25 protein-coding genes are annotated in these 21,700 nt (G+C 68.1%); 8 read left to right on the top strand and 17 right to left on the bottom strand.

The window, feature by feature from the left end; all coding sequences use genetic code 11:
* Positions 1-92: 92 nt before the first annotated feature.
* From KK7_RS0103330 to KK7_RS0103320, 3 genes are read right to left on the bottom strand one after another with little or no spacing between them, the layout of a single operon-like run.
* A complete protein-coding gene (locus KK7_RS0103330) occupies positions 93-977 on the bottom strand; it encodes a DUF4198 domain-containing protein (RefSeq protein ID WP_010543227.1) in 885 nt (294 codons plus the stop codon).
* 18 nt (positions 978-995) lie between these two features.
* Positions 996-1,520: a DUF2271 domain-containing protein gene (locus tag KK7_RS0103325; RefSeq protein WP_010543226.1), complete on the bottom strand. Its 525-nt coding sequence runs from the start codon at positions 1,518-1,520 to the stop codon at positions 996-998.
* A gap of 11 nt (positions 1,521-1,531) precedes the next feature.
* Positions 1,532-2,173 carry a PepSY-associated TM helix domain-containing protein gene (locus KK7_RS0103320; protein WP_010543225.1) on the bottom strand — a complete coding sequence of 214 codons (642 nt, stop codon included), beginning with the start codon at positions 2,171-2,173 and terminating at the stop codon, positions 1,532-1,534.
* Between the two features lie 213 nt (positions 2,174-2,386).
* Between KK7_RS0103320 and KK7_RS0103315 the strand changes: the two genes are divergently transcribed.
* Positions 2,387-3,286, top strand: a complete 900-nt coding sequence (locus tag KK7_RS0103315) for a pirin family protein (protein ID WP_010543224.1) — start codon at positions 2,387-2,389, stop codon at positions 3,284-3,286.
* A gap of 102 nt (positions 3,287-3,388) precedes the next feature.
* Positions 3,389-4,288 carry an alpha/beta fold hydrolase gene (locus KK7_RS0103310; protein WP_010543223.1) on the top strand — a complete coding sequence of 300 codons (900 nt, stop codon included), beginning with the start codon at positions 3,389-3,391 and terminating at the stop codon, positions 4,286-4,288.
* 51 nt (positions 4,289-4,339) lie between these two features.
* On the opposite strand, the gene KK7_RS0103305 is transcribed toward KK7_RS0103310, so the two are convergent.
* Complete coding sequence (locus KK7_RS0103305; protein ID WP_010543222.1) at positions 4,340-7,156, bottom strand: TonB-dependent receptor; 2,817 nt, start codon at positions 7,154-7,156, stop codon at positions 4,340-4,342.
* A gap of 239 nt (positions 7,157-7,395) precedes the next feature.
* Positions 7,396-8,478 carry a DUF2332 domain-containing protein gene (locus KK7_RS0103300; RefSeq protein WP_010543221.1) on the bottom strand — a complete coding sequence of 361 codons (1,083 nt, stop codon included), beginning with the start codon at positions 8,476-8,478 and terminating at the stop codon, positions 7,396-7,398.
* Between the two features lie 60 nt (positions 8,479-8,538).
* On the opposite strand from KK7_RS0103300, the gene hisG reads away from it, so the two are divergent.
* Genes hisG through thiL form a run of 4 tightly spaced genes read left to right on the top strand, consistent with a single transcriptional unit; the run spans position 8,539 to position 11,877 of the window.
* Positions 8,539-9,189: an ATP phosphoribosyltransferase gene (hisG, locus tag KK7_RS0103295; protein WP_010543220.1), complete on the top strand. Its 651-nt coding sequence runs from the start codon at positions 8,539-8,541 to the stop codon at positions 9,187-9,189.
* Complete coding sequence (gene hisD, locus KK7_RS0103290) at positions 9,186-10,472, top strand: histidinol dehydrogenase (protein WP_010543219.1); 1,287 nt, start codon at positions 9,186-9,188, stop codon at positions 10,470-10,472. Before hisG ends, hisD begins: the two co-directional genes overlap by 4 nt.
* Before the next feature lie 12 nt (positions 10,473-10,484).
* A complete protein-coding gene (nusB, locus tag KK7_RS0103285; RefSeq protein WP_010543218.1) occupies positions 10,485-10,946 on the top strand; it encodes a transcription antitermination factor NusB in 462 nt (153 codons plus the stop codon).
* A 28-nt stretch (positions 10,947-10,974) separates the two neighbouring features.
* Entirely contained in the window at positions 10,975-11,877 is a 903-nt protein-coding gene (thiL, locus tag KK7_RS0103280; protein ID WP_010543217.1) for a thiamine-phosphate kinase, read from the top strand.
* Here thiL and ruvB read toward each other — a convergent pair.
* The gene (gene ruvB, locus KK7_RS0103275; protein WP_010543216.1) at positions 11,874-12,896 is read right to left on the bottom strand and encodes a Holliday junction branch migration DNA helicase RuvB; all 1,023 of its coding nucleotides are present in this window, start codon (positions 12,894-12,896) and stop codon (positions 11,874-11,876) included. The two genes, thiL and ruvB, sit on opposite strands and share 4 nt — an antisense overlap.
* An 89-nt stretch (positions 12,897-12,985) precedes the next feature.
* Between ruvB and KK7_RS0103270 the strand changes: the two genes are divergently transcribed.
* Positions 12,986-13,876 carry an NAD(P)-dependent oxidoreductase gene (locus KK7_RS0103270; protein ID WP_010543215.1) on the top strand — a complete coding sequence of 297 codons (891 nt, stop codon included), beginning with the start codon at positions 12,986-12,988 and terminating at the stop codon, positions 13,874-13,876.
* 44 nt (positions 13,877-13,920) lie between these two features.
* On the opposite strand, the gene KK7_RS0103265 is transcribed toward KK7_RS0103270, so the two are convergent.
* Both KK7_RS0103265 and ruvA read right to left on the bottom strand, forming a co-directional pair.
* Positions 13,921-14,283: a DUF4337 family protein gene (locus KK7_RS0103265; protein WP_010543214.1), complete on the bottom strand. Its 363-nt coding sequence runs from the start codon at positions 14,281-14,283 to the stop codon at positions 13,921-13,923.
* 10 nt (positions 14,284-14,293) lie between these two features.
* Positions 14,294-14,890: a Holliday junction branch migration protein RuvA gene (ruvA, locus tag KK7_RS0103260; RefSeq protein ID WP_010543213.1), complete on the bottom strand. Its 597-nt coding sequence runs from the start codon at positions 14,888-14,890 to the stop codon at positions 14,294-14,296.
* 165 nt (positions 14,891-15,055) lie between these two features.
* Here ruvA and KK7_RS0103255 point away from each other — a divergent pair, with 165 nt between their 5' ends.
* Positions 15,056-15,505, top strand: coding sequence for a hypothetical protein (locus KK7_RS0103255; protein ID WP_010543212.1), 450 nt, complete (start codon positions 15,056-15,058; stop codon positions 15,503-15,505).
* A gap of 3 nt (positions 15,506-15,508) precedes the next feature.
* Here the strand turns inward: KK7_RS0103255 and KK7_RS0103250 are convergent, their stop codons facing one another.
* The 9 genes from KK7_RS0103250 to KK7_RS0103210 form a co-directional block, all read right to left on the bottom strand.
* Positions 15,509-15,757, bottom strand: a complete 249-nt coding sequence (locus KK7_RS0103250; protein ID WP_010543211.1) for a hypothetical protein — start codon at positions 15,755-15,757, stop codon at positions 15,509-15,511.
* Positions 15,754-15,972 carry a type II toxin-antitoxin system antitoxin gene (locus tag KK7_RS0103245; protein ID WP_010543210.1) on the bottom strand — a complete coding sequence of 73 codons (219 nt, stop codon included), beginning with the start codon at positions 15,970-15,972 and terminating at the stop codon, positions 15,754-15,756. The genes KK7_RS0103250 and KK7_RS0103245 overlap by 4 nt, the downstream gene beginning before the upstream one ends.
* A gap of 9 nt (positions 15,973-15,981) precedes the next feature.
* Positions 15,982-16,887: an SPFH domain-containing protein gene (locus tag KK7_RS0103240; RefSeq protein WP_010543209.1), complete on the bottom strand. Its 906-nt coding sequence runs from the start codon at positions 16,885-16,887 to the stop codon at positions 15,982-15,984.
* Between the two features lie 130 nt (positions 16,888-17,017).
* Positions 17,018-17,533, bottom strand: coding sequence for a peptidoglycan-associated lipoprotein Pal (pal, locus tag KK7_RS0103235; protein WP_010543208.1), 516 nt, complete (start codon positions 17,531-17,533; stop codon positions 17,018-17,020).
* A gap of 67 nt (positions 17,534-17,600) precedes the next feature.
* On the bottom strand, positions 17,601-18,989 hold the full coding sequence (gene tolB, locus KK7_RS0103230) for a Tol-Pal system beta propeller repeat protein TolB (RefSeq protein WP_010543207.1): 1,389 nt from the start codon (positions 18,987-18,989) through the stop codon (positions 17,601-17,603).
* A gap of 10 nt (positions 18,990-18,999) precedes the next feature.
* Entirely contained in the window at positions 19,000-19,944 is a 945-nt protein-coding gene (locus KK7_RS0103225) for a cell envelope biogenesis protein TolA (RefSeq protein WP_237709119.1), read from the bottom strand.
* A gap of 1 nt (position 19,945) precedes the next feature.
* Positions 19,946-20,386: a protein TolR gene (tolR, locus tag KK7_RS0103220; protein ID WP_010543205.1), complete on the bottom strand. Its 441-nt coding sequence runs from the start codon at positions 20,384-20,386 to the stop codon at positions 19,946-19,948.
* A 4-nt stretch (positions 20,387-20,390) separates the two neighbouring features.
* Complete coding sequence (gene tolQ, locus KK7_RS0103215) at positions 20,391-21,077, bottom strand: protein TolQ (RefSeq protein ID WP_010543204.1); 687 nt, start codon at positions 21,075-21,077, stop codon at positions 20,391-20,393.
* A gap of 6 nt (positions 21,078-21,083) precedes the next feature.
* Complete coding sequence (locus KK7_RS0103210) at positions 21,084-21,536, bottom strand: YbgC/FadM family acyl-CoA thioesterase (protein ID WP_010543203.1); 453 nt, start codon at positions 21,534-21,536, stop codon at positions 21,084-21,086.
* Positions 21,537-21,700: the final 164 nt, after the last annotated feature.

Raw genomic sequence — 21,700 nt, 5'->3', positions numbered from 1 at the left:
GCCGCCCAGCGTGGCGACGGGCGCAGCGGAGCGCCGCCGGTGGAACGCCGCCGGCGACAGACCCTCGGGAATAGCGATACGCGGTTCTACGATCAGGGTGCCAGTACCTCCAGCGTGGTCGTGTAGCTCACCCGGCGGCCGGAGGGAACGCCCCCCATGCCCTGCGGCCCGCCCGGGGCACGCGGTGCGCCTGCACCCTGCGCCTGCGGACGCGGGCCCTCGCCTTCCGGCTGCGGCGCGTTGGGCGTGACGTTGATCCAGTACATGCCGGCCTCGGGCCATTTGATCGTCACCTTGCCCTGCGCGTCGGTGCGCAGGTCGATCTGCTTCTGCGTCGCGCGGTAGCGGCCGTTGCCGAGGATGGTGGTGACGTACAGGCCCGAGGCCGGCTTGCCGTCCATCAGGAACTGGAAGGTGGCGGGCTCATTCGAAACGAGATCGTTCGGGTGCGTCACCGGCACCAGCTCGATCCCCTGGCCGGTCGGCTTGAACACCGTGTTGGTCGGCGCGCCCTGCGTGACGAAGATCTCGTTGCGCATCAGCGTCTCGCTGGTCTGCACGTCGGTGGCGCCGGCGGGAATCACGCTGGCCAGCTGCGCCTTGGTGGTGCCGCGCGGCAGCATCTTGGTCTCGCCGTTCAGCGTGTAGCGGCCGAACACCCCCTGGTTGACCACTGCGATGCGATAGGTGCCCTGCTGCGTCAGATGCACGTCGAAGGTCGCGCGGAACTGGCCGACATTATGGTGCTCGGCCTTGCCCTCGCTGCCGTCGGGCTGGGTGATGGTCGGCACCGCGCCGAGCGGGCGGTGATCGAAATAGAACAGGTCGTTCGACACGGCGGCGTCGACGGTCACCCAATTGTCGTTGCCGGAGACGACGGTGGACGACGGCAACAGCCACATGCGGTGGGCGATGGCGGCCGGCGCGGCGAGGGCCGCGACGGCGGCGACGGCGAAAAGCGGCTTGCGGAACTGCATGATGGAAGGCCCCCGGGATTAGCGCTTGAGCGTGAAGGAAACGGCGCCGAGCTCACTCGCGCCCTTGGCGGCGGCGGTGGCGCTGCTGCCGTTCCAGGTGAAGGGCAGGCGGACCAGTTCGCGGCCGCCCACTTCGCGCGCCGCTTCCACGACCAGCGTGTACTGGCCCGGCGTGAGCGCGGGCATGCCCCCCTTGCCGGCGACGAGGCGCAGCTTCTGCACGCCCGGTGCGCGGGTGGCGCCGCTGATGCCGTCAGCCGGAAAGCTCATCGTCCGGCCCGAGGCGCGCCACCACTGGCGCACGTCGTGCAGCCATTTGGTGCCTTCGCCGCCCCGCTTGTCGACATCGTACCAGACCGAAAGGGTACGCGGCGCCTGCCCCTCCTTCTCCAGCCACACCGCGACATAGGGCTTGTGATATTCGGCCACGGTCATCCGCGGCAGCTCGATCGAAAGGTCCATCGTCTGCGCCGCCGCCGCGTTCGGCAGCAGCGCGCCGGCGCCCAGCGCCGCGGTGGTCAGTCCGGTCAGGCGAAACTGCATGAAACCCCCTTTTAGTGAATCAGGAACAGCGCGATCAGCGCGGGAATGGCGAGGCCGGCCGCCACCAGCGGCCAGGTGCTCTTGCGATGCCTGGCATGCATCCACAGCAGCACCAGCCCGGTGAGCGTGAAGACCAGGCAAGCAAAGGCGAAGATGTCGATGAACCACTTCCAGGCGGTGCCGGCGTTGCGGCCCTTGTGGAGGTCGTTAAGATAGGCGATCCAGCCGCGCGAGCTGCTCTCGCTCGTCACTTTGCCGGTCTCGCGTTCGATGGCGATCCAGCCGTCGCCGCCGGGCCGCGGCTGGGCGAGGTAGATCTCGTCGGCGGACCATTCGGCGACGCCCTCGGCGGGCATCTTCAGCTGGGTGCGCAGCCAGCCGGCGACCGGCGCGGGGAGCGGCTGCTTGGCGTCCGGCTTGTCGTCCGACCGGACCAGCGGCAGCAGCGCCGGCGGCAGCTGCGCGGCGGCGTCCACCGTCTTCGGCGCGCCCTCGATATCGGCGGCATGGTTCAGCGTGAAGCCGGTGATCGCGAACAGCAGCAGCCCGATCAGGCTGATCGCCGAACTCATCCAGTGCCAGGTATGGAGCTGCTTGAGCCAGAAGCTCTTGCGGCTGCGCTTGCGCGCGGCAGGCGGGGACGGTGCGTGCATCAGGATTCGAACGATCTCGGCTTCGGAAACGGAATGCCGCGATAACGCGAACGATTCGCAATTACAACGTTCGAAATGTAACAGGATGTCGCGTGCGCGATTTCTGCCGGTGGCCCCGCCGGAAACGCAGCGTTCGCGATCCTATGCCGTGGTTTGTCTGGGCGTGGGTCCGGCGACCGGCTATCCCGGCACCGGCAAATACGGAGACGAACGATGCGCGACGACCTGGTGACCCAGACGATCGAGCCGACCACCCACGATCTGGGCGGCTTCAAGGTGCACCGCACCCTCCCCTCGCGGCCGCGCACCATGGTGGGGCCGTTCATCTTCTTCGACCAGATGGGTCCGGCGATCCTCGACGTCGGCACCGGCATCGACGTGCGGCCGCACCCGCACATCAACCTCGCCACCGTCACCTATCTGTTCGCCGGCGCGATCGACCATCGCGATTCGCTCGGCACCTTCGCCACCATCGAACCGGGCGCGGTGAACCTGATGACGGCGGGCCACGGCATCGTCCATTCGGAGCGCTCGCCCTCGGCCGAGCGCGAGAAGGGACCGGAGCTCAGCGGCATCCAGACCTGGCTCGCCCTGCCCGAGGCGATGGAGGAGATGAACCCGGCGTTCGAGCATGTCGCCGCCGCCGAGCTGCCGATCGTGGAGGCGCACGGGGCGCGCGCGCGGGTGATCATGGGGGCGCTGTGGGGCGCCACCGCCCCCACCACCACCTATGCCCAGACCATCTATGGCGACATTGCGCTGGACGGCGGCGCCAGTATCCCGATCGATCCGGCCGCGGACGAGCGCGCTCTGTATGTGGCGACCGGCGAGGCCAGCCTGGACGGCATGCCGCTGGTCCCGATGACGCTCTATCTGCTGCGGCCCGGCATCCGCACGACGCTGCGGTCCGAACGCGGCGCGCGCGTGATGTTCTGCGGCGGCGAGGCGTTCACGACGCCGCGGCACGTCTGGTGGAACTTCGTCTCCTCCAGCCGCGACCGGATCCACCAGGCCAAGGAAGACTGGAAGGCCGGCGCCTTCCCCACGGTGCCGAACGACGACAAGGAGTTCATCCCGCTCCCGGAAGTCCCGAAGACGGTCAGTTACCCCTAGATTTCCTTTACTTGCAGCCTCCGGCGAACCGGCGCATCCTGTACCGGGGCAAGGCCCGGACGGCGTGGAGAGGACGCTGCCAGTGGGTACAGGGAGCACTGCGTGACCGACATCCGACAGACGATGCTGCCACTCTCCACCGGCGTTACGCTCGACGTCGCCCTGGCAGGCAATCCGGCCAATCCGCCGGTGATCCTGCTCCACGGCTTCCCCGAATCGCACCGGACCTGGCGCCACCAGATTCCGGCGCTGGCCGAACACTATTTCGTGATCGCGCCCGATCAGCGCGGCTATGCCGAATCGGCCAAACCCAAGGGCGTCGAGGCCTATGCGCCCGATCGCATCGCCGAGGATCTGTTCGCGCTGGCGGACGCGCTGGACATCGAACGCTTCACCCTGGTGGGGCATGACTGGGGCGGCGCCATCGCCTGGATGGCGGCGCTGCGCGAGCCGAAGCGAGTTGCGCGGCTTGCGATCCTCAACGCGCCGCACCCGCAGGTCTTCCAGCGCAAGCTGTTCGACGATCCCGGCCAGCGCCGCGCCAGCCAGTATATCCGCTTCTTCCGCGAGACCGAACTGGACCGCGCGCCGGACAGGACCGCGCTCGAACAGTTCCTGCTCTCGCTGTTCGGCGAACATCTGCAGGTGACGGTGCCGGCGGAGGAAAAGGCGATCTATCTGCGCCAGTGGAGCCAGCCGGGCGCGATGACCGCGATGCTCAACTGGTATCGCGCCACCCAGATCGTCGTGCCGGCAATGGACGAGGATCCGCCGCGCCCTGGCTGGATCGATGGCCCCTTCCCGCTCCAGCCACAGCCCACCCTGGTGCTGTGGGGCATGCGCGATCGCGGGCTGCTGCCCTGCCTGCTCGACGGGCTGGAGACGCTGATCCCCGACTATACGCTGGTGCAGATCCGCGACGCGGGCCATTTCCTGCCCTGGGAAGCACCCGAGGAGGTGACCGCCGCATTGCTCGACTGGCTGGAACGGCGCGGCACCTAAAAAAAGCCCGGCCGAAGCCGGGCGTCAGGTGGGGAAGGAACTGGAAGCCGCTCAGAAACGGAAGCGCACGCCCGCGCTGAAGTACCGCCCCTCGTATCGGGTATCGATCGGGTAGTACTGCGTCTCGTTGAAGTACCGGTAGTTGCTGAACGGCTGCGCGAGGATGTTGTTCACCTCCACGGTCAGCGTGATGTTCTCGATCGGCGTATAGGAACCGGAAAAGTCCAGGCGCGAGATCGGACGCACCTGCTGGCCGGTATATTGCTGATCGTTCGAGTTGCGGCTGTAGAAGTCGATATAGGAGCTGCGATAGTTGTACGACAACCGCAGCGAAATCTTGTCGCGCTCGTAGAAGCCGCTGAGGTTGTACGACCATTTCGACAGGCCGGTGAGCGACACCATCGGCTGCGCGGTGCCCAGCGCGCGAGGCAGCTGGTTCTTCGCGTCGACATAGGTGAGGTTGCCCTGCGCGCCGAAGCCGCTCAGCCAGCCCGGCAGGAAGTCGAAGAAGCTCTGCGCCGAAACCTCGAAGCCCTTGATCTTGCCGCTGCCGGCATTCTCCGGACGGCTGATCTGGATGAGGCCGTACGTCGGGTCGTTCACGTCGCGGCTGTAGTTGTTGATGAACCCGAACAGGTCGCGATAGAATATGGCGCCGCTGATCGCGCCGTTCTTCCCGAAATAATATTCGAGCGTCGCATCATAGTTCTTGGAGGTGAGCGGCTTCAGGTCGGGATTGCCGCCGGAACCGAAAAACGCATAGCGACCGCTATTGCCGCTGCCCGATCCGAAATCGTTGTTGCGGGTGATGCTGAACGCCGGATTGAGCTGGCTGAAGCTCGCTCGGGTACGCGTCATGGTGAAGCCAAGGCGCGCCTGCAGCCCCTGCATCAGCTTCGCACGCAACCCGAAGCTGGGCAGCACGTCGACATAGTTCTGCTGGTTGGTATCGGTGACGGCCGAGACCGTGCCGTTGGTGGCCGTGACCCGCGACGTGCCGACATAGCGCCCATCGGTGTTGACGATGCGCACGCCGAACGATCCGTCGATCGGGATGCCGACGTCGAACGCATAGTTGGCCGAGGCATAGGCGGCATAGCTCGCCTCCTTGGCGTAGAAGCCGCCATAGGGGTCCATCGGGATCGCCTTGCTGGCGAACTGCGCGAGTGCGTCCTTGTATCCCTGGTCGTTCGGGTTGGCGGCGACGATCGTCTGGAGCGACTGGTAGGCGAGCTGGCGCAGCGCCTCGGAATTGCTCTGGATCGAATCATAGGAAGGCATCAGCCAGTTCTGGAACGGCGGGCCGTTGCCGCGAAACCCGTCCTGCACCTGCTCCAGATTGCCGGTCGGCAGCGTGGTAAGCGGGATGTTCAAGGTCGGCGTATAGGCATAGCGACTGCCCTGGCGGCGCTTGGCGTCGCGATCCGTCGCGCGCAGGCCGAACTTGATCTTCGGCAGCCATTCGATCTCGGTATCGAGCGCCACGTCGCCGCGCCACTGGATGCCCGCGCCGCTGACATAATATTCGCGCTCGTAATAGCCGCGCCACACATAGTTGGCGGGGTTGGTCATGTCGTAGTTGCCGAGATCGAACCAGGACGACTTTTCCTTGTCGAAGATCACGTTGACCGGCGGCGAACCGGCGGTCTGCGAATCGAGGCTGCGCTCGTTCGCGCCATATTCCGAGAAGGTGTAGGCGAAGTCGCTCGAGATCACCGCCCGGCCGGTGGTCCAGAGGAAGCCGCCGGCCGCTTGGTAGGTGTTGGTGAAGTCGCGGCTCGTCGATCGGAACATTTCGGCCGGATAGCCGCCGGTCTTGCTTATGCTGACCAGCTTGTTGGGCTGGCCGTTCACCCGCACGATGTTCGACAGGGTCGGCGGCACTTCCACGCCGGCGGCGTTCTTCGGCGCGGCGCGCAGCAGCGATACGTCGAAGCTCTCGGTCGAGCCCTGGTTGCGGAACGCCTGCCACAGCCCGTCGACATAGATCTCCAGGTTGTGCGCCGGCTTCCACTGGAGCGCACCGTTCACCGACGGACGCTCGCGCAGGCCGCGCGGATAATAGAGGCCGACGCTGTAGGGCAAGCGGAAGTCGGCCGCCTCGCCCGCCGGCAGCGCCGCCTTGCTGTTGGCAACCGGATCGACGCCGCCATTATTGTAGCGGATCGCGTTGCTGTAATAGAAGCGGTTATAGGCGACGTTCACCAGCGCGCCCATCTCGCCGATCGGCGTCTCCCAGCGATCGCTGACCAACAGGTTGCCGTTCGGGTTCGTCCGCTTCGACTGGTCGTTGTACGAAGCACGGATCGTGCCGGCGATCTCCAGCCCCTTGAAATCGAACGGGCGGCGCGAGCGGACGTTGACCAGCCCGGCCAGGCCCGGCTCGATCAGATCAGCGGTCGCCGACTTGTACACCTCGAGCGCGGCGAGCGCACCGGCCGGGAAGTCCTGCACCTGCACGGTGCGGTTCTCGGCGGTGAAGATTTCGCGTCCGTTGAAGGAGGTGCCGGTATCCGGCAGGCCGCGAATCTGCACGCCCGAAGCCTCGTCGGCATAGCGGCTGACCTGCACGCCCGGCAGGCGCGCCAGGCTCTCCGCCGCGTTATTGTCTGGCAACTTACCAATGTCCTCGGCCACGATCGCATCGAGGATCGAATCCGAATTCCGCTTGAATTCGCGCGCCGAGGCAAGGCTGGCGCGAATGCCGGTAACGAGGATCTCTTCCTCGCCAGCCACGCTATCCGCCTGCGCTTCATCGGTCTTTTGCTTGGCATCCTGCTGCGTTGCAGCAGATTGTGCGTACACCGGCATGGCGTTTGCCACGGTGAACAGCGCTGCCCCCAATAGCAGCGTAGCCTTGTGATTCATGTCGTCCTCCCCTTTCGTTCCACCGGTTCGGGCTTTCCCGATCGCCGCGGCACAGACAGCCTCACCCGCGTATGACACGAATGTGATCTTTTAAGTCGGACAAATCAGATGTGGTGTCAATGATACCGGGGTGAAAATTCTTTGCCGGCGATGAAATGAATTCCCGACAGGCAGTTGCACCACATCCGCGGCCGCGAATCGGCGGAAGGCGCAGACGATCGGGGAACGAAGCGGCGGTGCTAGGCGGTGCGCATCACATAGGGCAGCGTATCGAACGGCGGATCCAGCCCCTCCACCCAGGCGCCGTGCGCATGGATGCGGGCGACCAGCTCCATGGGCGCGTCGCCGGGCCAGCCGCGCACCCGCACCTCATGCGCGGCGAGATCGCGATTGGGCTCCATCATCACCCAGCCGAGCGGGCGCTCGGGGGTCGCAGCGGCACCGGCGGCTTCCATGGCGTCGGCAATGTGCCGCTGCGCTTCCGGCCGCAGATACTGCCAGACGACCGAATGCATCAGCACGCGCGTCACGCCCTCGGGCTGCGGTTCGGCGAGCCGCCCCGCGAGCCACGCCGCCGCATCGCCCCGCTCCAGCGCCACCGGTGCGGCGCGCAGCATGGCGATGGTCGCCTCCAGCCGCGCCTGGCGCTCCGCCGCGTCGACCCAGCAATAGGCCTGGAGCCGCTCGGCATCGCGCGGGTCGCGCAGGTCGAGCGGCGCGATGTCGACACCGCGCGCCGCGACGATCTCCACCGGCGCGGCGGGCGGCGGGCTGCCGCGCCAGGCCGGGCGGATCGTCACCGGCGAATCGACCGGCCCCACGCTCCCGCCGCCCAGATCGAAGCGATAGCGCCCCAGCATCAGGTTCAGCCCGCCGCTCGATCCGATCTCCAGCACCTCGAACCGAGGTCCGTAGCGCTGCGCCAGGTGGAGGATGCCGGTCATCAGGCCGGCCGAGCGCCCCGCCTCGTTGGTCTGCGGCGGGCCGTACAGCCACGGCATCAGCGTGAAGTCATGGGCGCAGAGCACCGCATCCAGCGCCGCGCCGATCCGGCCGGGATCGGTCTCCTCGCCGGTGAAGATGCGGCGCAGCTCGGGCACACCGCGCCGGTGCAGCGCATGCAGCCCCCCGACCAGCCGCAGCACCAGCGCGTCCGCGACGGGTTCGCCTGGCCAGTCGAGCACGCGCCTACCGGTTTCGCTCGCACGGCTGATGCCCTGCCCCAGCGCGGTACAGATACGCGCGGTGATCGGCGCGTCCATCGCCGTGCAATAGCCGGCCTGGATGGCAAAACTCTTGCGGTTCTCGGCTTCGGACGCCATGCGCTTCCCCTTTGGCGCGTGTTGCGCCCATGGCCGCCCCCAAGTAAAGCCCCCGCACCCATGACCGAGCCGTTGATCCTTGCCGTGCCGAAAGGCCGGATTCTCGAAGAGGCGTTGCCCTTGCTGGCGGCCGTCGGCATCGTGCCCGAGGCCGCCTTTTCCGACAAGAACTCGCGCGCGCTGCGTTTCGCGACCAACAACCCCGCGATCGACCTGATCCGGGTGCGCGCCTTCGACGTGGCGACCTTCGTCGCGCACGGCGCCGCGCATCTGGGCATCGTGGGGTCGGACGTGCTGGCCGAGTTCGACTATTCGGAGCTGTACGCGCCCGTAGACCTGGGCATCGGCCATTGCCGCATCTCGGTCGCAGAACCGGTGGCGCTCGCCGCGCAGGACGATCCGCGCGGCTGGAGCCATGTCCGCGTCGCGACCAAATATCCGCACATCACCCGCGCCCATTTCGAGGCGCGCGGGGTGCAGGCCGAATGCGTGAAGCTCAACGGCGCGATGGAGCTGGCGCCGGTGCTGGGCCTCGCCCCGCGCATCGTCGACCTCGTCTCCTCGGGCCGCACGCTGCAGGAAAACGGCCTCGTCGAAGTGGAGGTCATCGCCCAGGTGACCAGCCGCCTGATCGTCAACCGCGCCGCGTTCAAGACGCGCGCCAGCGAGGTCGTGCCCCTGGTGGACGGCTTCCGAAAGGCCGTGGCATGATCCGCCTCGATTCCACCGACGCCGGGTTCGCCGACGCCTTCACCGCGCTGGTCAACGCCCGCCGCGAGGCCGACGACGATGTCGCGCGCAACGTCACCCACATCATCAAGCGCGTCCGCGACGAGGGCGATGTCGCGCTGCGCGACCTGACCCGGCTGTTCGACAAGCACGACCTCGCAGCGTCGGGCTGGACGATCGACCGCGCCGATTGCCTCGCCGCTTACGAGGGGCTCACCCCCGAATTGCGCGACGCGCTCGAACTCGCCGCCGAGCGGATCGCGGTTTATCACGCCAAGCAGCGCCCCGAGGATCGCGACGAAACCGATCCGCAGGGCATCCGCCTCGGCGCGCGCTGGACGCCGGTCGATGCGGCGGGCGTCTATGTGCCCGGCGGCCGCGCGGCCTATCCCAGCTCGGTGCTGATGAACGCCATCCCCGCCAAGGCGGCGGGGGTGCGCCGGCTGGTGATGGTCACGCCCACGCCCAACGGCGAGGTGAACCCGCTGGTCCTCGCCGCCGCGCATGTCGCCGGCGTCGACGAGCTCTACCGCGTCGGCGGCGCGCAGGCGATCGCCGCGCTCGCCTATGGCACCGACACGATCGCCCCGGTCGACGTCGTCACCGGCCCCGGCAATGCCTGGGTAGCGGAAGCCAAGCGCCAGCTCTACGGCGTGGTCGGCATCGACATGGTCGCAGGGCCTTCCGAGATCGTCGTGGTAGCGGACGGCAAGAACGATCCCGAGTGGATCGCCGCCGATCTGCTCAGCCAGGCCGAGCACGACCCCACCAGCCAGTCGATCCTGTTCACCGATGACGCCGCCTTCGCCGACAAGGTTGCCGCTGCCGTCGACGCGCAGATCGCGACGCTCGCCACCGGCGCCACCGCGCGCACCAGCTGGGACGCCAACGGCGCGATCATCCTGGTGCCGGACTTGCCGACGGCAATGCCGCTGGTCGATCGGCTCGCGCCCGAGCATCTCGAACTCGCCTGCGACGATGCCGAGGCGCTGTTCGACATGGTCCGTCACGCAGGCTCTGTGTTCCTCGGCCGCTATACGCCGGAAGCCGTCGGCGATTATGTCGCCGGCCCCAACCATGTGCTGCCCACCGGGCGGCGCGCGCGCTTCGCATCGGGCCTTTCGGTGCTCGATTTCATGAAGCGCACCTCGTTCCTGAGCCTGGATCCGTCCGGGCTCGCCGCGATCGGCCCCGCTGCCGTTGCGCTCGCAGAAGCCGAAGGCCTGCCCGCGCACGCAAAGTCGGTGGCGATCCGTTTAAAGTGATAGAAGTAGATTATGGCCAGTCCGCAAGCAAAGTCCCGTTCCAAGGCCCGCGCCGCCGCCCGCCTCGCCGCCGTCCAGGCGCTCTACCAGCGCGAGATGGAGGGCACCTCGATCCCCGCGCTGCTGCACGAGTTCCACCAGCACCGCCTCGGCGCGATCATCGAGGACGTCGAATATGCCGATGCCGACATCGCGTTCTTCGACGATGTGGTCAGCGGCACCGATGCGCGCCGCGAGGAGATTGACGGCATCATCGCCGCCAAGCTCAGTACCGGCTGGACGCTGGAACGGCTCGACAAGCCGATGCGCCAGATCCTGCGCGCCGGCACCTATGAGCTGCTCGCCCGCGCCGACGTGCCGACCGCCGCGGTGATCAGCGAATATCTCGACGTGACCGACGCCTTCTACGATCGCCGCGAAAAGGGGTTCGTGAACGGCATTCTCGACGCGATCGCCAAGGAAGCGCGCGCCTGATGGCCGCCCCTGCCCCCGGACGGGCGGGATGAACGAAGCCGCATTCCTCGCAGGTCTTCGCCGCCTGCCGCTCCATACCGGCGCGCGCGGGCTGCAGGACGACACCGCCGTGCTCGGCGATCTGGTCCTTACCCACGACGTGCTGGTGGAAGGCGTCCACTATCTGCCGGACGATCCGGCGGAGGATGTCGCGTGGAAGCTGCTCGCGGTGAACCTCTCCGACCTCGCCGCCAAGGGCGCGGTGCCGGAAGGCGTGCTGCTCGGCTATCCGCTGGCGGGCGACGACGCATGGGATACTGCGTTCCTGGCGGGACTGGACGCCGCGCTGACCAGCTTTGCCTGTCCGCTGATCGGCGGCGACACGGTGAAGGCGGCAGCGGGCGTCCCGCGCACGTTATCGCTGACCGCGATTGGGCGCTCCACGCACGCCCCCGCCCGCAGCGGGGCACAGGCCGGCGACCTGCTCTACGTCACCGGCACGATCGGCGATGGCGGCATGGGGCTGGCGGTGGCACTGGCGGGCGAGGGCCCTGCGACGCTGCTCGCCCGCTATCGGCGGCCGACCCCGCGCCTCGCCGAGGGGCAGGCGCTCGCACCGGGCGTGCACGCGATGATGGACGTGTCCGACGGACTGCTGATCGATGCCGCACGCATGGCGGCAGCGAGCGGGCTGGCCGTGGCGATCGACCTCGCCATGGTGCCGCTCTCCGCCGACTATCAGACGGTACGCGGACGGGATCGGGGCGCACGCCTCGCCGCTGCGACGGCCGGCGACGATTACGAACTGCTGTTCGCCGCGCCGCCGGGACTGCCGCTACCGGTCGCGGCAACCTGCCTGGGGGCGTTCAGCGCCGGCGAAGGGCTGATGCTGCACGACGCCGGTACGCTGGTCCCGCTGCCCGATCGCCTCGGCTTCGAACACGGCGCCTAGTCGAACAGCCCGTCCTGCGATCCTGCCGGCGGGTTGAGGCCGAGATGCTTCCACCCCGGCCCGTTCAGGCACCGCCCGCGCGCCGTCCGCGCGATCAGCCCGAGCTGGATCAGATAGGGCTCGATCACCTCTTCCACCGTGTCGCGCGGCTCGCTGAGGCCGGCGGCGAGCGTCTCCACCCCCACCGGGCCGCCGCGATAGACGTCGGCGATCATCATCAGATAGCGCCGGTCCATCGCGTCGAGCCCCAGCCCGTCGACCTCCAGCCGGTTGAGCGCCGCATCGGCCACCTTGGCATGTACCACCGCCTCGCCGAACACATTGGCGAAGTCGCGCACCCGGCGCAGCAGCCGCCCGGCGATGCGCGGGGTACCGCGCGAGCGCCGCGCCACTTCGCGCGCGCCATCGGAGGAAATCGCAAGGCCCAGCAGCCCGGCCGCCCGGGTCACCACCCGCTCCAGCTCGTCCACCGTATAGAATTGCAGCCGCACCGGGATGCCGAACCGATCGCGCAAGGGGGTGGTCAGCAGCCCCTGCCGCGTCGTGGCACCAACCAGCGTGAAGCGCGGCAGCTCGATCCGCACGCTGCGCGCCGAGGGCCCCTCGCCGATCATCAGGTCGAGCGCGCGGTCCTCCATCGCCGGGTACAGCACCTCTTCCACCGCCGGATTGAGGCGGTGGATCTCGTCGATGAACAGCACGTCGCCGTCCTCGAGATTGGTGAGCAGCGCGGCGAGATCGCCCGACTTGACGATCACCGGGCCGGAGGTGGAGCGGAACCCCACCCCCATCTCGCGCGCGATGATCTGGGCGAGCGTGGTCTTGCCGAGACCGGGCGGGCCGAAGAACAGCACATGGTCCAGCGCATCGCCGCGCGCCCTGGCGGCATCGATGAACACGCGGAGGTTCTCGCGCGCCGCCTGCTGCCCGACGAACTCGTCGAGCGACTTGGGCCGCAGCGCCGCGTCGACATCTTCGGTACGGCGGCCGGCAGTAAGAAGGCGGTCTGGTTCGGTCATGCTGAAGAAATCACGCTGTAACCGCCGCGGAGGCGCCGGTCGATTGTCTGGGCTGGCAAAGTCGCGGCGATGCGGGCATCTTTGCGGCGATGGTCGATCTCTATCTCGCAACCGGCATATCCGACGCGCTTCGTGCCGAACTCGCGCGGCGTTTCGCGCTCCATAAGGGCGTGCCACCATTCACGACGCGGGCGATCGTCGGCGGCGGGCAAATGCAGCTCGGCACCGACCTGCTCGATCGGCTGCCGATGCTGGAGATCGTCGCGATCAACGGGGTCGGCTATGACGGGCTCGATCTCGACGCCCTGCGCGCCCGCGGCGTGCGGGTGACCACCACGCCCGACGTACTGACCGACGACGTTGCCGATCTCGCCATCGGGCTGATGCTCGCGGTGCAGCGGCGCATCGCCGCCAACGACGCGCTGGTGCGTCGTGGCGGCTGGCAGGTGCCGCTCGGACGGCACGCCAGCAGCCGCCGCATCGGCATTTTCGGCTTCGGCAAGATCGGCACTGCAATCGCCGCCCGCGCCGCGCCGTTCGCCCGCGAGGTGTTGTATACCGCCCGCAGCGCCAAGCCGGTGCCATGGCGTTTCGTGCCCGACATCGCGACTCTGGCCGAGGAGAGCGACGTGCTGATCCTCGCCGCGCCCGCCACCGCCGAGACCGCCGCGATCGTCGATGCCCATGTGCTCGACCGGCTGGGTCCGGCAGGCGTGCTGGTGAATGTCGCTCGAGGCAGCCTGGTCGACGAAGATGCGCTGATCGCCGCGCTGTTGAGCGGGACGATCGCCGGCGCGGGCCTTGACGTGTTCGCCAAGGAACCGACGGTGCCGGAGGCCCTGTGCCGGATGGAGCAGGTGGTGCTCGCTCCCCACCAGGGCAGCGCCACCCAGGAAACCCGGGGCGCGATGGCGGCGCTGGTGCTGGCCAATCTCGATGCGCATTTCGCGGGGCAGCCGCTGCCGACGCCGCTGGTGTAAACCACCCCCCTCGTGCCGGGGAGGATCGAAGAGGAGCGTCGACCTCATCCCAGCAAGGTGCTCAGCACCGCGGGATGGAAGCTCCACCCGGCAAAGCCGCACAGCCCCAGGAACAGCCCGATTGCGCCGAGCACCCAGGCGACCGCGAGCAGCCAGCCGCTCTCCGCCAGCGCGGAGACCGCCGCGATCTGTGCCCGGCTGGTCTCCGCCAGATGCTGCTTGGTCTTGGTCGCCTGATACTCGTTCCACAGATCGACCGAGCTCGACTGCGCCTGCGCCATCGCCTGGACGATGTTGCCGTCCTTGATGTTGCACAGGCCCGTGGCAACCGAAAGCACCACGACGGTGATCGCGACATGGCGGTTGAGGCGCTTGTCCTTGGCTTCGGCGGAGACTTCGATTTCCATGAAGTCCCCTTTACTTCGCCGCCTTGCGCAGCGCGAGGCGGACCAGCGCGTCGAGTGTCGCCGCCGGCCCCAGCTCGTCGCTGGCGGCGTTCACCGCCGCGCTCGCCTCGGCCGGGCGGAAGCCGAGGTTGAGCATCGCCGAGACCGCATCAGCCGCAGCGCCACCGCTGGGCGCCGAGGTTGCGCCGACACCGCCGAGCGCCAGCCCGCCGGCCTTGTCCTTCAGCTCGTTGACGATGCGCTGGGCGAGCTTCGGCCCCACGCCGTTCGCCCGCGCGATCGTCGCCGCATCGGCGCGGGCGACGGCGGTGCGCAGTTCCTGCGGTGCGAGGATCGAGAGAATCGCCAGCGCTACCTTGGCGCCCACCCCCTGCACGCTGGTCAGCAGCTTGAACCAGTCGCGCTCGTCGGCGGTCGCGAAGCCCATAAGCCGAATCGAATCCTCGCTGACCAGCATCTCGGTGTGGATGGTGACCTGCTCGCCGACCGCGCCCAGCTTGTCGAGCGTCTTGGCCGATGCGCCGACCAGATAGCCGACGCCGTTCACGTCGATCACCGCATGATCGGCGCCGCTCGAGGCCAGTGCGCCGCGAAGATGCGCGATCATCGGCAGGGCTCCGAAGCGACGGGAACCGGCGACGTGGGGGAAGCAGGCAGCAGCATGGCCGGTACATAAGCGGAACAGCATGCCGGAGGAAGCGATTTTCGGGCACGACCGGCTGGCAATCCCGCCACCAATCCCCAACTCACCGCAAACGAGGGGGACTTCGAGATGATTCAGGCCACGCTGTTGCTGTTCTGGTTCGCGCTCCTGGTAGCGGACGGAACGCCGATGGGGCGCACCCTGCGACGGCTATTGGTCGAGGCACCCGCCCGCTGGTGCAACCGCTGGTCGCGCGGCGAGGTGCTGCTGGTGCTGGGGTTCGTCGCCGCGGCGATCGCGATCGTGTGGGTGATGGAAACCGAAGGTGCCGTCGTCTTCGGCATGATGGCGCCCGAAGCGATCGCCTGGGCGAGCATGTTCGAGATCGGCACGCTGGTGGATGTCGCGCTCACCACCGTCACGGTGTTCACGGCCGTGCGCGTGCAGGGCCTGCGCCACTGGGTGACCGCGCGCTTCGCCCGCCGCGTTCCGCGCGCCCGGCGGAAACCCCGCCCTACGCGCCGGCCCGCGAACGACGATGGCGACGGGCGAGCCCTCGCCCTCGCCCGCGCGGCCTGACGCTCAGCGCCCCCAGCGCCAGCCCCACTCGCCGTCGGTCTTGATCCAGCTGATCCAGAGCATCGCCACCGTGGAGGGTATCAGCAACCAGTAGAAGGCGGGATGGCCCCAGCCCGCATGGTTGACGAGCAGCACCGCGGATAGAACGTAGGCGAGGGTCAAGGTCCAGCCCTGCCACGTCACCGGCGTTGCGCCATAGCCGAACGCCTTTGGCTTGAACCAGAAGCCCGGGCGCACACTATCGTCGGTCATTCCACGTCTCCTTGGCTATCCTTGGGCGGTCGCCCGCGCCTGGGCCGCACCGGATCGGCCAGCTTCACCCCGCGCCTGGCCAGCGCCTCGCGCAGCAGGCATTCCACCTGCGCATTGACGCTGCGCAGGTCGGTCGCCGCGCTCCGCTCGATCGCGGCGTAGAGCGCCGGATCGAGGCGGAGCGGAAAAGCCTTTTTCTGCGGGGGCACGCTCACGATTCTGCCTTACTGATACAGCGAACCTGCATTCACCACCGGCTGGGTGTCGCGCTCGCCGCACAGCACCACCATCAGGTTGGAGACCATGGCGGCGCGGCGTTCGTCGTCCAGCTCGACGACATTCTTGGCGGAGAGCTGGTCGAGCGCCATCTCGACCATCCCCACCGCGCCTTCCACCAGCGCCTTGCGCGCCGCCACCACCGCCTGGGCCTGCTGGCGCCGGAGCATCGCACCGGCGATCTCCTGCGCATAGGCGAGATGGGTGAAGCCGCATTCGTCGACGGTGATGCCCGCCACCGCCAGCCGCGCGATCAGCTCGGCACGCAATTCGCCACCGACCTGATCGTGGTTGCCGCGCAGCGTCACTTCCTGATGCTCGAAATCGTCATAGGGATAGCGCGAGCCGATGGTGCGCACCGCCGCCTCGATCTGGACGTTCACAAAGGCCTTGTAGTCGTCGACGTCGAACAGCGCCTGCGCGGTATCGGTCACGCGCCACACCACCTGCGCCGCCATCTCGATCGGGTTGCCGCGCAGGTCGTTCACCTTGATCTTGTCCGAGATCATGTTGTTGGCGCGCACCGAGACCTTGGTCTTGATCAGCCACGGCCAGGACCAGCGCAGGCCGGTGGTGCGATCGGTGCCGCGATAATCGCCGAACAGCAGGATCGCCGCCGCCTGGTTGGGCTGGAGCAGATAGAAGCCGCACAGCACGAACAGCAGCACCAGCGAGGCCACGACCAGCCAGGCGACCACCATCCAGTCCGGCAAGCGATCGATCTGTGTGAAGGCAATTCCGCCCCCGGCCAGCGCCGCCATCCCGACCAGCAGCATGCCATAGCCGCTGGTCGTCTGCGCGACCGTCTCACTGCTCTGGCGCAACGCGGGCGCCGCGCTCCGTACGTCCGTCATGGTTCCCTCCTGAATTATGATATCATCTTTATATCGTTTCGGGTCGGAGTCCAAGCGGATTCGGCGGGCAAGAAAAAGGCCGCCGGAGCCTCTGCCCCGGCGGCCGAAACGTCGGCGTCGTGCGCGCGCGTCAGTTCAGGACGAGGGTCACCGCGCGGCGGTTCTGCGCCCAGCTCGCTTCGTCCGAACCCATCGCGACCGGACGCTCCTTGCCATAGCTGATCGTGCTGATGCGATCGGGCGACACGCCCTGGGCGGCGAGATAGTTCTTCGCGGCGTTGGCGCGGCGGTCGCCCAGCGCGAGGTTGTATTCGCGGGTGCCGCGCTCGTCGCAATGCCCTTCCAGGGTGATGCGGACGTTCGGGTGGGCGACCAGCCACTTGGCCTGGCTGTCGAGGATGGCGCGCGATTCCTGATCGACGTCGAACTGGTCGAGGCCGAAGTGGATCGTGTCGCTCGTCACCTCGCGGCGGAACTGCTCGGAAAGCGGCGTCGCCTGCGTAGTTTCGCCATTGCCATAGGGCTGGGTCGGCTGGGCCGGAGCGTCGGTCGGCGCGGGCGGCAGGGCGGCCGGCGGCTTCTTCGAGCAGGCGGCGGTGGCGACGAGTGCCACGCCGAGCATCAGGCCGGGGACGAGCTTGGTCATGTTATCCTCCTTATCACTGGTGATCGCGCATGCCGCGCATTCGTTACGCTAGAGTTTCTACTCGGTATCAGGGACGCACCGCACCCCAATTTGGATCCGAGCCGTCGAGCGGCGTCGGCACTTTTCGTGTCGCGCGCCCCGTGAGGTCCACCGTCCACAGGTCCGGACGGCCCGACCCCTGGGCGGAGCGGAAGAACACGATCACGCGGCCATTGGGCGCCCAGCTCGGCCCTTCGTCGCCCCAGCTGTTGGTGAGCAGCTGCTCGCCGCCGCCCGAGGGGTTCATCACGCCGATGCGGAACGCGCCGCCGCCCATGCGGGTGAAGGCGATCTGGTCGCCGCGCGGGCTCCACGCCGGAGCCGCATAGCGCCCGCCGCCGAAGCTGATGCGGTGCTGGTTGGAGCCGTCCGCGTTCATCACATAGAGCTGCTGGGTGCCGCCGCGATCGCTTTCGAACACGATCTTCGATCCGTCGGGCGAATAGGACCCGCCCGTATCGATGCCGGGCGAGTTGGTCAGCCGCTCCGGCGTGCCGCCGCTGGCCGGCACGCGGTACAGGTCGGTATTGCCGCCCACCGCCATCGAGAACAGCACATAGCGCGCATCCGGCGACCAGTGCGGCGCGAAATTGAGCGCGAGGTTGGAAACCAGCGTGCGGTCCTGCCGCGAATTCAGGTCGTAGATGTGGATCGAGGGCCGGTCGCGCTCGAAGCTCATGTAGAGGATCGCGTTGAGCTTGGGCGAGAGGCGCGGCGTCAGCGTGATCGACTGGCCGTTGGTGAGGAAGCGGTGGTTGGCGCCGTCCTGGTCCATGATCGCCAGCTGCTTGCGGCGGCGGTTCTTGGGGCCCGTCTCCGCGATATAGGCGATCTGGGTGTCGAAATAGGGGCCCTCGCCGGTGAGGCGCGAATAGATCGCGTCGGCGCATTTGTGGCCCGCGCGGCGCCAGTCGGAGGGCGAGACGACGAAGCCCTGGCGGATCAGCTCCACCTTGGAGAGCACGTCGTAGAGATAGCAGCCGACGGTGAGCGAGCCGTCGCCATTGGCGCGGACATAGCCCTGCACCAGCGACTGGGCGCCGGTGCCGCCCCAATAGTCATAGGCAGGCGCGGTCACTTCCGGAAAGGCGACGGTGCGCAGCTGCGCGGGCGGCACCGGCGTAAACAGGCCCGAGCCGCGCAGGTCGTTGGTGATGACATCGGCGAGCTTCTGGCCGAGCACGTCGGTGGAGCCGGCGGGCGTGTCCACGACTGCCGAGGTCGGCATCGCCGGGATGGCGATCGGCATCGGCGCGGAGATGCCGCCGACGATGTCGATCACCGGCTGGTCCTGGCTCTGCCCTTGCGCCTGCGCAGCCGCCTGCGGGCTGTTCGCGATCGGCGGCGGCGGGGTGGTCTGGGCATGCGCCGTGCCTGCCAGGCAGAGCGTCGCGAAGGCTATGGTTTGGAGTTTCATCGCTTCATCCTCATCCAGGCAGCTTGTAGCTGAACGCCAGGCTCTTCCACCCGCCCGGCACAGCATAGAGATTGGCGGGCAGCCCGCGGATCGGCGTGCAGCCCTTGAAGGTGGCGATCGCGAGATCCTTTACCCGATCGACATACCGCCCATTGCTCGCATCGTTCCCCTGCACGCCCGTAATGTCCGGATTGCCCGCCAGCGAGCCATCCGGATTGAAGCTGAGGCGTACCAGGATGCGAATGCGCTCGGCGCCGGGGCCCGGGGTCACCTGGCGGTTGGCGCAGGGCTGGATCTGCCGCGCGATCAGGCCGCGGAAGCTCGCCACCTCCTCGGCCGAAGCCTTGCTGGCCGGGTTGGCGAGCGCGGTGCTGTTGGTCCTGTTGTTCGAGCGGCCGAGATCGAGCCCGGCAAGGTTGCCGGTCGGCTTGGCCGGGCGGCGCTCGCTGCCGGTGGCGGCGCTCTTGGACGCGGCGTCGCTCGACTTGGCCGGTGCCGCCTTGGACGGCGGCGCGGGCTTGCTCGGCTTCTCGGGCTTGGCCGGCTGCGGCTTTTCGGCCGGCGCAGGCTTGGGCTTGGGCTGCGGCTTCTCCGCCGGGGCCGGCTTGGGCTGGGGCGGCTGCGGCTTGGGCTGCGGCGCGGGCCTGGGCTCCGGCGGGGCCGGTTGCGGCTTGGGCTGGGGCTGCGGATCGGGTGCCGGCGGCGGCGCGCTTTCGGGCTCGACCGGCGCTTCCACCGGCGACTTCTTCGCCGCCAGTTCCTCCTGGCTCACCACCGGGGCGGTGCTTTCCAGCCCCACCTTGTCGGCCAGCGATATCTCGATCGGAATCGCCTTGGGCGTCTCCTGCGGCGGCGTCTTCAACAGGCTGAGCGACAGCGCGGCGAACACCGCGGCGTGCGCCGCGATGGAAACGCCGAGCCCGATCCGCTCGCTACGGTCCATGGTCTCGCTCACCTCAGCGCTGGTCGCTCGGTTCGGTGAGCAGCGACACCTTGTTGAGGCCGGCCTGGTTGAGCTCGCCCATCACCCGCATCACCTTGCCATAGCCGAGCGCGGTATCGCCGCGCAGATAGATGGCGGCGGGCTTGCCGTCGGGGCCCTTCCGGGCGGCGATCGCTGCCAGCTTGGCAGGCAGTTCGGCATCGCTGACGGCGTCGGTGTCGAGGAACACCTGCCCCTTGTCGTCGATCGAGATCTGGACCGGCTTCTGCTCCTGGTCGAGCGCCTTGGCGCGGCTCTCGGGCAGGTTCACCTGCACGCCGGCGGTGAGCAAAGGCGCGGTGACCATGAAGATGATCAGCAGCACCAGCATCACGTCGACCAAGGGGGTCACGTTGATCTCGGCCATCGGCGTGCGGCGGCCGCGGCCCTTGCTGGAGGGGAGGTGCATGCCCATCGGCTTAGCCCTCCATCTCCAGGCGGCGGCTGAGCGTCGCGTGGAAGCCATCGGCGAAGCGGTTCAGCCGCGCCTCGACGCGGTTCACGGCATGGCTGTAGCGGTTGTACGCGATCACCGCCGGAATGGCCGCGAACAGGCCGATCGCGGTGGCGAACAGCGCTTCCGCAATGCCCGGCGCCACGACTGCGAGCGACGAGCTCTGCGCCGCGGCGATGCCGGTAAAGCTGCGCATGATGCCCCAGACGGTGCCGAACAGCCCCACGAACGGCGCTACCGACCCCACCGTGGCAAGGAAGTTCAGCCGATCCGAGATGCGATCGATCTCCATCGCGACCGTCGCCCCCATCGCCGTGGCGAGGCGCTCGCGCGTGCCTTCGCGATCGATCGTCTTGCCCGCGGTCGAGCGGCGCCATTCGCTGACCCCCGCGGCGAACACGCGCGCGATCGGCTGGTCGCGGCCGGCGGCGCGGCGGTGGAATTCGTCGAAATCATCCGCCTCGCGATAGTCGGTCTCGAAGCGCTGCATCTCCTTGCGCAGGCTGCTGACCTTCAGCGCGAAGCCGATAATGATCGTCCAGGTCCACAGGCTCGCGAGCAGCAGGCCGATCATGACCAGCTTCACGACGATGTCGGCTTCCAGGAACAGATGGATCGGCGACAGGACGGCACCGGTTGAGACGGACGGCATGGACGCTTAACTCTCCTTCCACACGAGCGGTTCGAACGCGGCCAGCCATTCGGCCGGCTGCCGTCGCGGGCGACCGCCGGGGGCGACGAACGCCACCTCGACGGTTGCTTCCGCGACTAAAAGATCGTCCCGCATGACTCGTTGCTGAATATCGACGGCGGCGGCGCGCACGCGGGTGAGTTTGCTGACAACCACCAGCGTGTCGCCGAGTTTCGCGGGCGCGCGATAGCGGATGTCGAGCCCGGCCACCGCATAGGCGCCCCCGCCCGCTTCGAACACGGCGCGCTGGTCGATCCCTGCGCAGTCGAGCATGTCCGATCGGGCGCGCTCCATATAGCGCAGATAATTGGCGTGATAGACGACACCGGTGAGATCGGTGTCCTCGAAATAGACGCGCAGCGCAAAGCGGTGCTCGCGGCCGTCGAACCGGCCGGCAGGGGCTTGGTCGCTGCTGGTCATGGATTGGCCTCCTAGCGGAGGCGATGCCCTAGCGGAACCCCAAAGGGGCTAAGCTTTGGCAGGCTGGGAGGGATGTTGGTGGTTGTGTAGGCGGAGGGAGCCAGGCGGTGCGCCGTTCTCAAGCCCCTCCCCTTCAGGGGAGGGGTTGGGGTGGGGCTGTGTCT

The organism is Sphingomonas elodea ATCC 31461, from assembly GCF_000226955.1.
GTDB lineage: Bacteria > Pseudomonadota > Alphaproteobacteria > Sphingomonadales > Sphingomonadaceae > Sphingomonas > Sphingomonas elodea.
Note: the sequence above shows the minus strand (reverse complement) of the source record. Positions and strands in the feature narration are given on the sequence as shown.